Here is a 14,357-nt window from a genome sequence, read left to right as displayed (position 1 = left end):
GCCCACCCACGAACGGCTGCGCATCCTCGCCTCCTGGGCCGCCGACCAGCACCTGCCCGCCTCGCGCACCATCGCCTGACCCCGGCCGGGGAAAGCGGTCGCGCGCCGAGCAGCGCCGCTGTCGATAGGGCAACCATGCCTCCCACACCGCCGGCCCACTCACAGACAGCACACCATGAACGACATACCCACCAGGGCGCTGCCACCGCCTCGCCGCGAGCCGCCCCGTCCCCTCGTCACGCGCCGGGTGCTCCTGCTCGGCGCGGGAGCCGCACTCACCCTCGGCCTCGGCGGCGCGGCGGTCAGCGTCGGCAGTGACCTGCCGGGACAACGCGGGGCACTCCGAAGCGGAACAGTCGACCAGTCCTCCGCCCAGTGGACGGCCGCATCGGACGCCAACTACCGCTACGCCAACCGGCCCGAGGACTACACCATCGACCGCATCGTCATCCACGTCACCCAGTCCCGCTTCGCGAGTGCCGCTCGGGCCTTCCAGGACCCAGGGCACCGCGCCGCCGCCCACTACCTGGTCCGCGCCTCCGACGGACACATCGCCCAGCTGGTCCGGGAGGCCGACGTGGCGTACCACGCGGGCAACAGGGAGTGGAACGAACGCAGCATCGGCATCGAGCACGAGGGCTTCGTCGACGCCCCGAACCGCTGGTTCACCGACGCTGCCTACCGTGCCTCCGCCGAGCTGGCGGCCGACATCAGCGCCCGCTACGACATCCCCGTCGACCGCGAGCACATCGTCGGCCACGACGAAGTCCCCGGCGCCACCCACACCGACCCCGGTCCCTCCTGGGACTGGGACCGCTACCTGAGTCTGGTACGCGCCGTGCGATAACTGCCCCCACAGGCAGAGAGTCGGGTCCGCACCATGACGGCGACCGCACGCAGCGGGCCATCGCCCGTCCGCCGCAGGTGCGAAGGCCGTCCACTTCAGCTGACGCCACGCCCGTCCCCGCGCGAGTTGCCTGCGGGGACGGGCACCCGTGTGCCGGGCCGCCGGCGGCTACAAGGTCACGGCCCGCGTCCCAAGGGGCCCATAGGCCCGGACGCCCTGTTCGGCGAGGGCTCGCAACTGGTCGGCGGCCAGTGCGTATCCAGTGTCCGGATGAGCGGTCGAACGGGCGAAGACCATCTTCGTACACCTGCCCGTCACGGGTCAGCAGGGGTCCGCCCGAGTTTCCCGGGCGGACGGTGGAGCGGACCTGGAACACGTCCCGCGTCACCGTGGACTCGCCGTATACGTCCAGGCCGGTGGCGTTCATCCGGATGGCCACCGTGGCGCCCTGCAGGTCCAGGCCGCCGCTCTCCGGGTACCTGGCGACCACGGCTGAGTCACCCCTCGTCGCATCGTCCGTGGCGAACGAGACGGCCGGAGTGTGCAGATCAGCCACGCGCAGGACCGCGGCGTCGATGTCCGCGTCGTACAGCACGACGGTCGCGGGCAGCTGCTCGCCGGTCCCGCCGATTTGGACGGAGGGACGATCCACGCCGGCGACGACGTGGGCGTTGGTCATCACCAGGCCGTCGCCGTAGACGAATCCGCTGCCCTGTGAAACGCGCCTGGTGTTCTCGACCGCGCCGGTGACCTTCACCGTGCTCTGCTGTGCGGCGCGTGTTGCCGCGGCGGTCACGGCATCGCCCGAGGGCTCGGCTACCCCGGTGGCCGGCTCGCTCTGGAAGGGGTTGAGGACGTGTGGGAAGCCGGCCTCGGTGAGCGCACCGGAGGCCCGGTTGACCCACCCGGCCGTCTGCGGAGGCAGCCGGTCGGCGAGGGCGTTCATCGTCGTCGATTCACGGATCTGGCTCTGCAGGGCGGTTGAGGTGTACGGGGAGCCCAGAGTCGCGTTGCCCGCGATCCACACGACGCCGAGCAGCGCAGCGGCACCCGCCAGCGCGCCGCCCACGCCGTCGAGATGGCGCAGCGGGCCGCGAGCAAGAAACCGGCCGCGCAGCCATTGCGCGGGCCGCCGGGCAAGCGCGGCGCCGGTCGCGGCCGGGACCAGCAAAGTGAGCAAGGTGGCCGTGTTCACTGCGGCCGAGGAGTCGCCGACCTTGTCGAGGACCCAGGGCAGCAGGGCGAGGCCCACAAGTGCACCCGCCGTGGTCAGCGCGAGCACGGCCAGGGAGGCCACGAGCCCGCGGCGGAAACCGGACGCGGCGAAAAGCAGCACGGCCAGCGCGATGAGCAGGTCGAGCAATGTCACGGAAGAATCCCTTTCCTTTCCCCACGCCAGATAATTGGCCTGGAGAAAGGAAAGACGCCCGACGGTATTCCGACCGTTCCCGAATGTGAGGCACATCGCGCTGATATTTCCCACTGCGGCGAGCGGCGTTTCCTCCTCCGTAGACTTCTTCTCCTGGGAGAAAATACTCCTCCCAAATGCAGGGGCAACGCCCGGGCCATTACCCGGGCGTTGCCCCTTTCACGCTGTGGCGATCCGGATCAGGCCACCAGCTCGGTCACCTTCACGCTTTCCGTGCTGACCGTCCTGTGCCGCTCGACCCAGTTCTCCAGGGCCGTACGGCAGGCGTGGTCCAGGTGGTGCAGGCCCGAAAGGTCCAGCTCCACCGGGCGGTCCTGGGGCAGCGCTTCCAGACTGTCGAGCATCTTCGGCAGTCTGAGGAAGGTCGCGTTGCCCGACAGGTACGCCTGGACCGGGCCCGCGCCCTTGTCGACGACCTCCAGCTTGATGTGGGAGGCGTCCCAGGCGGTCTTCACCACGGACAGGGCCAGACCGATGAGCACGCCCTCGAACATGCTCACCACGACGATCGCCACCGCGGTGACGACGAGGATCAGCGCCTCGCCCCGGTGTGCCCGCCACAGTGCGACGACCTGCCGGAACGGGATCAGCTTCCAGCCGGCGTGGATCAGGATGCCGGCGAGCGCGGGGATCGGGATCAGCCCCAGTGCCGACGGCAGCAGCGCCGCGAACAGCAGCAGCCACACACCGTGCAGCACCCGGGACGCCTTGGTCCGCGCGCCCGCCTGGACGTTCGCCGCGCTGCGCACGATCACCGCGGTCATCGGCAGCGCGCCGAGCGCGCCGCTCACGATGTTGCCGGTGCCCTGGCCCATCAACTCCTTGTCGTACTCGGTGCGCGGACCATCGTGCAGCCGGTCCACGGCGGCCGCGCTGAACAGGCTCTCGGCGGACGCGATCAGAGTGAAGGCGAGAACGGTGCCGAGGGCGGCGGGGCCGGCCAGTTCGCCGAAGCCGTCCAGGCCAGGCGGCGGGATCGCGCCCAGGAGGCCCTGCACCTCGACCGTGGCCACCGGCAGGCTGAACGCCAGCGAGGCGAGGCTCGTGAGCACCACGGCGGCGAGCGCGCCCGGCACCGTCTGCACCCGCTTGGGCATCCGCTTCCACAGCACCAGCACGGCGACGGTTGCGGCACCGAGCGCGAGCGAGGCGAGGGCGGCGGTGCTTCCCGCGGCCTCGGCCAGAGCGCCGGGGAGGCCGACTATCTTGCCCACGCCGGAGGCGGGCGCCTCCGTTCCGGCCGCCGCGTACAGCTGGCTCGCGATGATCACGAGCCCGATGCCGGCCAGCATGCCCTCGACCACCGACACGGAGATGGCCCGGAACCAGCGCCCCAGCTTCAGGGCGCCCATGACGAGCTGGAGCAGACCGGCGGACAGCACGATCGCGCCGAGCACCGGCAGGCCGAACTCGCGGACCGCCTCGAAGACCAGTACGGTCAGGCCGGCCGCCGGGCCCGAGACCTGGAGGCTGCTGCCGCGCATCATGCCGGTGATGAGACCGCCCACGATGCCGGTGATCAGCCCCAGTTCGGCTGGTACTCCGGAGGCGACGGCGACGCCCACGCACAGCGGCAGGGCGACGAGGAATACGACGAGCGATGCGGCGAAGTCCTGCCGCAGGTGAGGGAATTTGGTCGTCAGATTCATCACGGCGCTCACAGGGCCTCGAACGTGTCGGTCCCTGCACGGTGTTCGCGCACGGCACCGGTGTGCACCTCGTAGTACCAGCCGTGCAGCCGCAGTTGGCTCGCGGCGATGCGCCGTTCTATGCACGGGTAGGAGCGCAGGCGCAGCAGCTGCGCCAGGACGTGGTTCTGGACGGCGTCTGCGACGGCCGGATCGGCGTCCGTGCCTTCGGGACGGGCCGTCGCCTGCGTGAGCCAGTCGCGTACGGCGGGCACGGCGTTCAGATCCTCGCCTCGTACGAGGGCACCGACGGCTCCGCAGTGCGAGTGACCGCAGACGACGACGTCCGTGACCCCGAGCACTTCCACCGCGTATTCGATGGTGGCCGCCTCGCCGGTCGGGGTGCCGGAGGCGTACGGCGGGACGATGTTGCCCGCGGTGCGCAGCTCGAAGAGCTCACCGGGGCGGGCGCCCGTGATCAGGGCAGGTACGACCCGGGAGTCGGAGCAGGTGATGAACAGCACCTGCGGGGACTGGCCTTCGGCCAGGCGGGCGAACTCCTCGGGACGTTCCGCGGATGCCTTGCGGAAGGAGCGGGCGTGATCGATGAGGGGCTGCATTGCCGGAAGTTCCTCCTGGCGCGCCGGTGACGGCGCGTCGGTGTAGGGGGAAGGACTGGGAAGCGCAGACAGGCACGGCGTATCGCCCCACGCCGTCACACCGGGTGGCATGACGTGGTGAAGGTGGGGCATGGTGCGTCGGCTCGTGCCCGGGGGAGGTTCAGCAGCGGAACACCTGAAGCACCGCAGGCGAGAGCACCGTCGAGGATCTCGTTGCGCGGTACACGTCCACGGGCCCGGTCAGCACTGCCGTCAGGAGACCTGAGCACGCGTCACGCGCCACCAGGCACCGCTGCGTCGTCTGGGACGCGGGATCGGCCGGGGTGCGATGGCGGTCCCGGGTACGCGGAAGACCGTTCGGTTCGGCGTCGTGCTCATGCGTGGCGCACGTGGCGAACTCCTGGTCGGCCCCGTCGGCATGTCCGGGACCGTCCGCGGCGACGAGGACAGAAGCGTGACCGGTGTGCGCTGAAGCGGAGGCCACAGGGGAGCCGAACATCTGCAGGCCGAACAGAAGAAGGGCCAGAATCGCGAATACGGACTGGGTCGCCGCAGGTCGCATCATGCTCCTCTTCTCAGCCTTTCCCACGCGCTCCACTTACATCTTCAGGGACATTAACACTGCAAAATGACCGGCAATGTTAACTCTGCATAAAAACCCTGAAAGTCCCGTACGCGTAAGCGGCCAGGACTTTCAGATTGCCATTTTCTGACCACCCCGAAAAGGGGAGAACTGTATTCCGGGAGAACGGCATCATGGGAGGAAATTATCCCCCCTTGCAGGGAAGGTTTTCTCGGCCAAGCCGATATCAGTGCTGCGCGCGCCGGCCGAGTGAGTCCTCGCCGAACCCAAACGCTTGCGCGGCCTCTACTGCTGCCGTGTGGCCTCACGGCCGGGTCGATCCGTCGCCCACGCGCGAGACGGTGCCGCAGGCCGCACCGGCGCGTGTCGCCACGTCGTCGAGGGTGGGCCGACCACCGTCAGGGCCGCGCGTGGTGGGCCCACGGTCCAGGCCGGGCACGCTCGGCCGGTGAATGGGGCCGGTGCGCTGGGACAGAGGCAGGCCGCTGGCCCGGTTGGCCTGGGCGATGATCTCAGCGGTGATGGACACGGCCGTCTCCTCGGGCGTGTCGGCACCGAGGTCGAGACCGATCGGGGAACACAGCCGGGCGAGCTGGTCTTCGGACACCCCGGCCTCGCGCAGGAGGCGCAGGCGTTCCTCGTGCGTGCGCCGGGAACCCATCGCCCCCACGTAACCGACGGGCAGGTCGAGGGCCAGGCGCAGCAGGGGGATGTCGAACTTGACGTCGTGGGTGAGGACGCAGACGGCGGTGCGCGCGTCCACCTCGGTGCGTTCCAGGTAGCGGTGGGGCCAGTCGACCACGACCTCGTCCGCGTACGGAAAACGGGCGGCCGTGGCGAACACGGGCCGTGCGTCGCACACGGTGACCTGGTAGCCGAGGAAGCGGCCGGCCTGGGTGAGGGCGGCGGCGAAGTCGACCGCGCCGAAGATCAGCATGCGGGGACGGGTGGCGGCGACGTGGACCAGGACGGACAGCCGTTCGGGGCAGGTGTCCGTGTCCCCGCCGAGCGAGATGCGGGCGGTGCGCCCTGCCCGCAGAAGGGCCCTGGCCTGGTCCGCCACTGCTCGCTCCACCGGCCCCCCGTCGAGTGTTCCGTCGGCGACTGAGCCGTCGCCGAGGACACCCACGGTGGAGCCGACGAGCCTGTCGGGGCCGTCGATGACGTGTGCCACTGCGGCGGGCCGGCTCTGGACCACTTCGGCGAGGGCCGTCGAAAGGTGCGGCTGGGTGGCGGGGTTGATGCGCTGCACCAGGACGTCGAGTTCCCCGCCGCAGGTCAGGCCGACGGCGAAGGCGTCCTCGTCGGAGTACCCGAACCAGGCGCGCTGGGGAGCGGCCCGGTCGCGGAGCACTTGCCGGCACAGCTCATAGACGGCTCCTTCGACGCAGCCGCCGGAGATGCTGCCGACCGCGTTGCCGTCCTCGTCCACCGCGACCGACGTGCCGACGGGCAGGGGTGCGCTGCCGGTGACGTCGACGACGGTGGCCAGGGCGAAGGGGCGTGCCTCGCGGCACCAGTGGTGCAGTGTGTCCGCGATGTTCAGCATGGGTCTGTCTCCGTGGTTCGCCGTGGAGGGGGTGGCGGGCCGCCGCCGCGTCGCCGGGGGTCGTGTACGCGGCGGCGGCCCTGACCGTCCGGCAGCCCGACGGGGGGACAGGCTGCCGGACGGGTCGGTGGGCCCGTCACTGGAATGCCAGGGCTAGAGCTAGAGCAGCGCCTCGGCGGTGATGGGCAGATCGCGGACGCGGCGGCCGGTGGCGTTGAAGACCGCGTTGGCGATGGCGGGGGCCACACCGACCATGACGACCTCGCCGAGCCCCTTTACGCCGAGCGGGTCGGCCTCCATGTCCTCGCCCTCCAGGTAGATCGCCCTGAGGTCGGCGACGTCCGCGTTGACGGGGACGAGGTAGTCGGCCAGGCTGGCGTTCGCGATCCGGCCGTCGCGGTGGTCGGTGACCGTGTGTTCCAGCAGCGCCTGGCCGATGCCGCCCACCATGCCGCCGATCGCCTGGCTGTCGGCGAGCTTGGGGCTGATGATGCGGCCCGCGTCGTACACGCCGAGCACCCGCCGCACACGTACCAGGCCCAGCGTGGCGTCGACGGCCACCTCGGCGAAGGTCGCGTTGTAGGCGTGGAAGGAGTGCCGCTCGGGACTCGACGGTCCGGCGTAGGAGCCGTCCGCTTCGAGGCGGGAGCGGTTGTTGCGGGTCAGCAGGCGCTGGTACGTCTCGCCGCGAGCCGTGTTGTTCCTTACGTGCAGCCGGCCGCTGCGCACCACGACGTCCTCGGCGGCCACCCCGTACAGCGGCGATTCCTCGTCCTCGACGGCCAGTTCGATCGCCTGTCGGCGGACGCGGTTGCAGCCGTCGAGGACGGCGGAGCCGACACTCGCCATGGTCATCGAGCCGCCGTGCGGCCCGGTCTGCGGGTAGAGCGAGTCGCCGAGCCGGAAGGTCACCGCGCGCATGGTCAGCCCGAGCGCGTCGGCGGCGACCTGGGTGTGGGACGTGTAGGTGCCCGGACCCATGTCGCTGGTGGCGGTTTCGACCACGGCTGTGCCGTCGGCGTCCAGTCGGACCCGGGCTTGGGCAGGCATACGCGCGGTGTGGTAGACGCCCGCGGCCATACCCATGCCGATCAGCCAGTCGCCCTCCCGCCGCGAGCGTGGCCTGGTGGGCCGGCGGTCCCAGCCGAACTCACGGGCGCCCACGGTGTAGCACTCGCGCAGCCGGCGGGTGGACCACGGCAGTCCGGACGACTCGTCCTCGGCCGGCTCGTTGCGTCGGCGCAGCTCGATCGGATCGATACCGAGCTCGTTGGCGAGTTCGTCCAGCGCCGACTCGATCACGTAGGACGCCGTCGCAGGGCCCGGGCCGCGCATCCAGATCGGGGTGCTCACGTCGAGCGGCACCGTCCGGTACGCCTGGCGGACGTTGGGGGTGCTGTAGAGCATCCGGCCCGGGTCCAGGATGCCCTCGACGAACGTCTCGTAGGAGGAGGTCTCGTGGTTCATCTCGTGGTCCATGGCGACCAGTCGGCCGCGCCGGTCGGCGCCGAGGCGCAGACGGTACTCGTAGGAGGGCCGGAAGCCGACACCGAAGTGCATCTGCTTGCGGCTCAGCACGAGCTTGACCGGGCGGCCCGTCTCCCGCGCCGCCAGGGCGGCGATGGGGACGTGCGGCCAGCAGCGCAGGCCGCTGCCGAATCCGCCGCCGACGAACGGGGAGATGACCCGCACCGAGTCCGCGGGCAGATTGAACACTGCTGCGAGTTCGTCCCGCGTGCCCATCACCCACTGGGTCTTGTCCCAGACGGTGAGCCTGTTGCCGTTCCAGCGGGCGATGGTGGCGTGCGGCTCCATCGGGTTGTGGTGGTTGCGCGCCAGGTGGTAGGTCAGGTCCAGCCGCACGGCCGCCGAACGCAGCCCGGCCTCGGTGTCGCCGCGCGAGTAGTCGGTCGGCTCGCCGGCCCGGGCCTGGGCCATGTCGGTCGAGGGTCGCTCGGCGTCGTAACCGACCTTGACGATGCTCGCGCCGTGCTGCGCGGCCTCCAGGGTCTCGGCCACCACGACGGCGACCGGCTGACCGTGGAAGAGCACCCGGTCGTCCTGGAACACCCGGAGCCTGCGCCCGGCCGGGTTGTTCGACCCGGCGTTGTCGCGGTACGGCAGTTTCGGCGCGTTGCGGTGGTGGATCACCCGCAGCACGCCCGGGTGGGCCAGGGCGTCGCGGGTGTCGATCGAGGTGATGCGGCCGCGGCCGATGCTCGCGTCGACGATGACGGCGTGCACAGCTCCGTCGACGTCGTGCTCGGCGGCGTACAGCGCCTTACCCGTGACCTTGAGCCGGCCGTCCACCCGGGACAGCGGCGCACCCACGGCTGCCTGTGGCTGGGGACTCATGCGTTCTCTCCTACGATGCGCAGCTGGCGTTCGACGGTCCGGTTCAGCAGCTGGGGCTTGAAGCGGTTGTGCTGAAGCGAGCGGGCTCCGTCCGCCGCCTTCGCGGCGGCGGCTGCCCACAGGGCCTCGGACGGGCGTTCACCGATGAGGTGCTGCTCGACCGCGGGCAGCTTCCACGGCACGGTGCCCACGCCGCCGGCGGCGACCTTCGCCTCACGGATCACACCGCCGCGCACATGCAGCGCGACGGCCGCCGAGGTCAGGGCGAACTCGTAGGACTGCCGGTCGCGCACCTTCAGATAGCCGGACCTGAGCGGACGAGGCAGCGCGGGGATCTCCACCGCTGTGATCAACACGCCCTGTCTTAGGGCCTGTTCGCGGTCCGGCGTGTTGCCCGGCCGCAGCAGGAAGTCCGCGAAGGGGACGGTGCGCTCCCCGTCCGGGCCCAGCAGGTGCACCGTCGCCTCCAGTGCCGCGAACGCAACAGCGACATCGGAGGGATGGGTGGCCACGCAGGAGTCGGAGGTGCCGAGGATGGCGTGCATGCGGTTGAAGCCCTCACGGGCGGCACAACCGGAGCCGGGCTCACGCTTGTTGCAGGCGGCGGTCACGTCACGGAAGTACGTGCACCGGGTGCGCTGCATGATGTTGCCGCCGATGGTCGCCATGTTCCGCAGCTGTGCCGAAGCACTCAGCTCCAGCGCCTCGGAGACGACCGGATACAGAGTGCGCACCTTGCGGTCGGCAGCGGCCTGGGACATGGTCACCAGGGCGCCGATGCGCAGCCCGCCGCGCTCGGTGGCGGTGACCTCGCGCAGCGGCAGGCCGCTGATGTCGACCAGCGTCTCAGGCCGTTCGACGGTCTCCCGCATCAGGTCGACCAGCGTGGTGCCCCCGGCGATGTATCGGGCGCCGCGGCTTCCCGCAGCGAGGGCCTCACGGGTGTCGGAGACGCGGGTGTAGGAGAAGGGATGCATGGTGGCCGATCCTTACTTCCGGCCCGCGGTCTGCTCGACCGCGCGCACGATCTTCGTGTAACAGCCGCAGCGGCAGATGTTGCCGCTCATCCACTCCCGGATCTCGTCCGGCGAGCCGGTGTGGCCCTCCTGGATGCACCCGACGCCAGACATGATCTGGCCCGGGGTGCAGTAGCCGCACTGGAAGGCGTCTTCGTCGATGAACGCCTGCTGCAACGGGTGCAGTCGGCCGCCCTTGTCCAGTCCTTCGATCGTGGTGACGTCGGCGCCCTCCAGCCGAACGGCCAGCGTCAGGCAGGAGTTAACCCGTCGGCCGTCGACGAGCACCGTGCACGCGCCGCAGGCACCAGCGTTGCAGCCCTTCTTCGAGCCCGTCAGGCCGAAGTCCTCCCGCAGCAGATCCAGCAGCGACGTGCGGTTGTCCACCGTCACCGTCCGCCGGGTGCCGTTGACCGTCAGGGTGACACGGCTGGAGGGCGGCGTCTGCGCAGCGCTGGCTTCGTCCGAGCCGGAGAGGAACGTGCCTCCGACCAGGCCGCCCGCAATGACTGCACCGCCGACTGCGGTACTGGTGGCGATGAAGGTGCGCCGAGTCGGCGCCGAGGAGGACTCGTCGGCGCCGGTGGAGGGTGGTGGGACAGCAGATTCAGGCAGATCAGTGGACATACATACGCCTTCGCATCACGGACGGATCGGCCGCACAGAGCGGCACAACAGGAGGCGGGAACGTCGTCACCGCGGACCTGGCCGACCGCGCTCATCACTGCCGCGGCCGTCCATGCGGGAAGTCTGGCATCACACGTCATGCCCGTGGCAGGGAGAGTTTTGTCCTCCCCTTGGTTTTCTCACCCTTGAGTAAGAGGTAAATAAGCAACTCGCTGAGAACATGCCAAGGTGCCGCCAACGGCGTTCAGTACGATCCGGACTTGTCGAGACGCCACTTCGCGGCTCCGCGCCGGGAGTTCGACTCCACGCATGGCCCAGCTACTCGGCTCGCAATGGCGTGGACGGCCGCGCACGCGGCCGTCCACGTGGTTGGCATCCGCGACCTGCCCATCACCGCCGAGGCACTCCTCTAGACCCATGCACTCTGGGCAGTCGGCGAGCGGGCCCGTCGACCGGAATGCACACCAACCCATCCGGCAGCCTGCCCCCGTGCTGCTGCCGGACCTTCCAGGGCCGCCGCCTCGTCGACCCTCCCCGCGTCGCGGCGGCGGCCGCTCACCTGCGCCCCTGGCGCCTGCTGCGGCGAGCCCTCGTCGGCCCGCAGTCCAGGGATTCCGTAGGCGTCGCGGCCGTCGTTCGCCCGCCGATAGGGGGATGGAACTCTCCCCTTTGCGGGCTCGCAGGACGGTGGCAAGGTCAATGACGTGGCCGAGGAACAGTTTCGGTCTCCGCAAGCAACCCCCTGAGGAATGGCCAGGCTCTACGAGCTCTCCACCAGGCACTCGCGTGCCTTGGCCACCGGATCACGTCTATGACCCCCACTTACGGCACCTGCCACGTCCGCCAGTTCATCCTTCCCACACAACCCGCCTCCGTTCCCAAAGCACGCCATCGCGCCTGTGCCGCGCTCACCGACCTGGGGCTCGATCCGAACACCGAGGTGACGCAGACCGCGTTGCTGATCATCAGTGAGCTGGTCACCAACAGCGTCGTCCACGCCGGACACCGTTCCCCACAGGTCAGCATCACCGTTGCCACGGAGCCCTGCACGCTCATCCTGGCCGTGCACGACCGACATCCGCAGCGGCCCGCCCTTCCCACGCCCCCCGACGCCACGTCGACCGGCGGCCGCGGACTGCTCATCATCGCCGATCTGACCCGCCAGGCCGGTGGATCCGCCCGGACTGTCCCGGACCCTGACGAGGTCGGCAAGACCGTCCTTGTCCGGCTTCCCAGGGGCCAGCCGTAACGCTGCCGCAGTACAACGCAGCAGCACAGCAACGGATCGCCCCGGGTCAGCGAGGTCGCACGGGCCGCAATCCAAGCTGCGGTCGCCGGACCGCGAACTTGCCGCACTCCGCAGCCCGAGCCCGTGCCACGTATCGCGGGGGTGGGCCCGCGAATTCGGAGATGCGATGGGAGCCAATCCGCTCGCGGTCGACTTCGTGCTCTCGTCGGCGCGCGGGAGGGATCCGACCCGTAGGTCGGCGCCCTGGGGCACTCTGGTCAGCTACTGCGGCGACGCCACCACGCACCGATGTTGTACCTATCGGTCACACGGCCGACAGAGTCACCGAGCGGCTCGCCACCGCCGACGAGGTCCCATCGAAGCCGCTCCCTGATCGCCCGACCGCGCATTCCCGGGGGAAGCCCTACGACGGGAAGGGGGGACAAGATTCTCCTCTTTTCGCCCATTCCGCCCCATGTAACCGTGAATAACGCGGTCGCCGTCCGCTCCGACGGCCCAACCCCGACTTCCACTCGACGATGCCGCCGAGAACTGCAAGTGAGGGAGCGGCGCCGCGCGATCAAGAAACTGCTCGCCCCTGACCACCAACCGAACCCGGCAGCCCGCGCCAGAATTCCGGAGCCCGGGCCTTTCTCGACACAGACCACCAGGAGCCTCAAAAATGAACACAACGTCCGATACCACCGAGCCGATGGAGACGACAGCGCCCGCGCAGCGGACACTCAAACGCCGTCGCCTGATCAAGCTGGCCGGCGCCGGTGCCGCCCTTGTGGGCATACTCGCCACAACCGGATACACGGCCACCACGTCCTCGGCATCGGTGGCCCATTCGACGCGAAACCTGGCGGCCGGGGACACGTCCAACGGTGCGGACAACTTCTATAAGAGCGACAGGGTAACCGTTCAGAAGGTCTCTTTTAAGAACCAGTACCAGATGAACGTCGTGGGGAACCTGTTCATACCCAAGGACTTGAATCGCAGTGCAAAGAATCCGGCGATGGTCGTCGGACATCCCATGGGGGCGGTCAAGGAGCAGAGCGCAAATCTGTATGCCACGAAGATGGCTGAGCAGGGTTTCGTCACCATGTCCCTTGATCTGTCTTTCTGGGGCGAGAGTGAGGGCCAGCCTCGCAACGCTGTCTCGCCGGACATCTATGCCGAGGACTTCAGTGCCGCGGTGGACTTCCTGCGCACCAAGAAGTTTGTGGACAGGGAGCGAATCGGCGCGATCGGGATCTGCGGCAGCGGCAGCTTCGTCATCAGCGCAGCCAAGATCGATCCGCGCATCAAAGCCATCGCTACGGTAAGCATGTACGACATGGGCGCCGCCAACCGCAACGGGCTCCAGCACTCCGTGATCCCCGAGCAGCGAAAGAACATCATCGAGGAGGCAGCGCGACAGCGCGATGCGGAGTTCGCGGGTGGTGCAACCAAATACACCGGCGGAACGCCTGAAAAGCTGGATGAAAACTCCACCAAGATTGATCGCGAATTCTATGACTTCTACCGCACTTCCAGGGGTCATAGCCCGAACACCACAACGCATCCCACCCTCACCAGCAACCCCAAGTTCATGAACTTCTACCCGTTCGAGGACATCGAGACGATCTCTCCTCGTCCGATGCTCTTCATCACGGGCGAGAACGCCCATTCCAGGGAGTTCACTGAAGAGGCTTACCGGCTTGCCGGTGAGCCCAAGGAACGAGTGGTTGTGCCTGGCGCCGGTCACGTGGATCTTTACGATCGCGTCAACCTCATCCCGTTCGACAAGTTGACCACGTTCTTCCAGAGCAATCTGAAGTAACCAAGCGCGCCGCCGGGGCAGAACGCTCAAAGAGTGTTCTGCCCCGGCGGGCGTCTTTGGTTCGAATAGTCAGGTGGCGCCAGTTCTTGCCGGATTCTCGGGTCAGTCGTCAGCCTATGAGGTCGATCATCTCGACGTGATTATGGCTTCCGAGCGGTAAGGGTGTGCTCGTAGTCGCAGTCGAAAGTCGGTGGGCGCATGAGCCAGCCGAAGGTCCGCCCGGTCGTTCCCTCAGGGGGAGTGCCTTACCCCGCATGGGGAGTGCCTTACCCCGCAGGGGTTTATCCCAGGAAGGAAATCTCCCCTTTTTGCGCGTGCGACCTTATGTCACTCTGGATTGCGTGGCCGTCGACGGAAAAGCAGCACCGGGGAATGCGAATGCGGGTATGACCAGCCCTGAAGGGCCACGGGCTGGTCGGTCCTGTTCGGGTCCCTCTGGAAGCGATGCAGGCAGGCGCCGAGGACTGTGTCGGCGCGGAGACCATCACCCACCCGTTTAGGCACTGGCCTGCCACTGCCTACGGGCGTAGGCCGTTCCATCCGCCGCTCCACTAGAAGCGGCCGACTGCGGTCAGGTGAGGGAGGGGGAAGCGGGTACGTCCTGCTCGGCGGCCCAGGAGGCCAGGATGCGCAGTCGCTCGTGGGTAGGG

At 69.0% G+C, this 14,357-nt stretch carries 11 protein-coding genes and 1 pseudogene; 4 read left to right on the top strand and 8 right to left on the bottom strand.

The features are described from left to right. The first annotated feature begins 175 nt into the window (after window positions 1-175). Window positions 176-847, top strand: coding sequence for an N-acetylmuramoyl-L-alanine amidase (locus tag H1D24_RS40920; RefSeq protein ID WP_181662850.1), 672 nt, complete (start codon window positions 176-178; stop codon window positions 845-847). 361 nt (window positions 848-1,208) lie between these two features. Here H1D24_RS40920 and H1D24_RS40915 read toward each other — a convergent pair. The 8 genes and pseudogenes from H1D24_RS40915 to H1D24_RS40880 all read right to left on the bottom strand — a co-directional run. Beyond that, window positions 1,209-2,312: pseudogene (locus H1D24_RS40915) on the bottom strand (MarP family serine protease); the annotation flags it as partial. 143 nt (window positions 2,313-2,455) lie between these two features. After that, on the bottom strand, window positions 2,456-3,925 hold the full coding sequence (locus H1D24_RS40910; RefSeq protein WP_181662849.1) for a SulP family inorganic anion transporter: 1,470 nt from the start codon (window positions 3,923-3,925) through the stop codon (window positions 2,456-2,458). Between the two features lie 8 nt (window positions 3,926-3,933). Continuing rightward, window positions 3,934-4,524 (bottom strand): carbonic anhydrase, encoded by a 591-nt coding sequence (locus H1D24_RS40905; RefSeq protein ID WP_181662848.1) that lies wholly within the window; start codon window positions 4,522-4,524, stop codon window positions 3,934-3,936. Between the two features lie 160 nt (window positions 4,525-4,684). Continuing rightward, window positions 4,685-5,089, bottom strand: a complete 405-nt coding sequence (locus H1D24_RS40900; protein ID WP_181662847.1) for a hypothetical protein — start codon at window positions 5,087-5,089, stop codon at window positions 4,685-4,687. A 322-nt stretch (window positions 5,090-5,411) separates the two neighbouring features. Then, window positions 5,412-6,656, bottom strand: coding sequence for an XdhC family protein (locus H1D24_RS40895; protein WP_181662846.1), 1,245 nt, complete (start codon window positions 6,654-6,656; stop codon window positions 5,412-5,414). A gap of 159 nt (window positions 6,657-6,815) precedes the next feature. After that, window positions 6,816-9,011: a xanthine dehydrogenase family protein molybdopterin-binding subunit gene (locus tag H1D24_RS40890; protein ID WP_181662845.1), complete on the bottom strand. Its 2,196-nt coding sequence runs from the start codon at window positions 9,009-9,011 to the stop codon at window positions 6,816-6,818. After that, window positions 9,008-9,988, bottom strand: coding sequence for an FAD binding domain-containing protein (locus H1D24_RS40885; protein WP_181662843.1), 981 nt, complete (start codon window positions 9,986-9,988; stop codon window positions 9,008-9,010). Before H1D24_RS40885 ends, H1D24_RS40890 begins: the two co-directional genes overlap by 4 nt. Before the next feature lie 12 nt (window positions 9,989-10,000). Next, window positions 10,001-10,654 carry a (2Fe-2S)-binding protein gene (locus tag H1D24_RS40880; RefSeq protein WP_181662842.1) on the bottom strand — a complete coding sequence of 218 codons (654 nt, stop codon included), beginning with the start codon at window positions 10,652-10,654 and terminating at the stop codon, window positions 10,001-10,003. Window positions 10,655-10,914: 260 nt separating this feature from the next. Here H1D24_RS40880 and H1D24_RS40875 point away from each other — a divergent pair, with 260 nt between their 5' ends. The 3 genes from H1D24_RS40875 to H1D24_RS40865 all read left to right on the top strand — a co-directional run bounded on the left by H1D24_RS40875 (window position 10,915) and on the right by H1D24_RS40865 (window position 13,707). Beyond that, window positions 10,915-11,067, top strand: coding sequence for a hypothetical protein (locus tag H1D24_RS40875; RefSeq protein ID WP_181662841.1), 153 nt, complete (start codon window positions 10,915-10,917; stop codon window positions 11,065-11,067). Window positions 11,068-11,465: 398 nt separating this feature from the next. Beyond that, the gene (locus tag H1D24_RS40870; RefSeq protein ID WP_181662840.1) at window positions 11,466-11,903 is read left to right on the top strand and encodes an ATP-binding protein; all 438 of its coding nucleotides are present in this window, start codon (window positions 11,466-11,468) and stop codon (window positions 11,901-11,903) included. Between the two features lie 661 nt (window positions 11,904-12,564). Beyond that, the gene (locus H1D24_RS40865) at window positions 12,565-13,707 is read left to right on the top strand and encodes an alpha/beta hydrolase (RefSeq protein WP_220137787.1); all 1,143 of its coding nucleotides are present in this window, start codon (window positions 12,565-12,567) and stop codon (window positions 13,705-13,707) included. Window positions 13,708-14,357 lie beyond the last annotated feature (650 nt).

Source organism: Streptomyces himalayensis subsp. himalayensis (genome assembly GCF_013778455.1).
Lineage (GTDB): Bacteria > Actinomycetota > Actinomycetes > Streptomycetales > Streptomycetaceae > Streptomyces > Streptomyces himalayensis.
This window is presented reverse-complemented; position numbering and strand designations above follow the sequence as displayed.

Bases quoted from the DNA above. Each gene is read 5' to 3' on its own strand.
- H1D24_RS40920 (WP_181662850.1), top strand. From the start codon at position 176: ATGAACGACATACCCACCAGGGCGCTGCCACCGCCTCGCCGCGAGCCG.
- H1D24_RS40910 (WP_181662849.1), bottom strand. From the start codon at position 3,925: ATGAATCTGACGACCAAATTCCCTCACCTGCGGCAGGACTTCGCCGCA.
- H1D24_RS40905 (WP_181662848.1), bottom strand. From the start codon at position 4,524: ATGCAGCCCCTCATCGATCACGCCCGCTCCTTCCGCAAGGCATCCGCG.
- H1D24_RS40900 (WP_181662847.1), bottom strand. From the start codon at position 5,089: ATGATGCGACCTGCGGCGACCCAGTCCGTATTCGCGATTCTGGCCCTT.
- H1D24_RS40895 (WP_181662846.1), bottom strand. From the start codon at position 6,656: ATGCTGAACATCGCGGACACACTGCACCACTGGTGCCGCGAGGCACGC.
- H1D24_RS40890 (WP_181662845.1), bottom strand. From the start codon at position 9,011: ATGAGTCCCCAGCCACAGGCAGCCGTGGGTGCGCCGCTGTCCCGGGTG.
- H1D24_RS40885 (WP_181662843.1), bottom strand. From the start codon at position 9,988: ATGCATCCCTTCTCCTACACCCGCGTCTCCGACACCCGTGAGGCCCTC.
- H1D24_RS40880 (WP_181662842.1), bottom strand. From the start codon at position 10,654: ATGTCCACTGATCTGCCTGAATCTGCTGTCCCACCACCCTCCACCGGC.
- H1D24_RS40870 (WP_181662840.1), top strand. From the start codon at position 11,466: ATGACCCCCACTTACGGCACCTGCCACGTCCGCCAGTTCATCCTTCCC.
- H1D24_RS40865 (WP_220137787.1), top strand. From the start codon at position 12,565: ATGAACACAACGTCCGATACCACCGAGCCGATGGAGACGACAGCGCCC.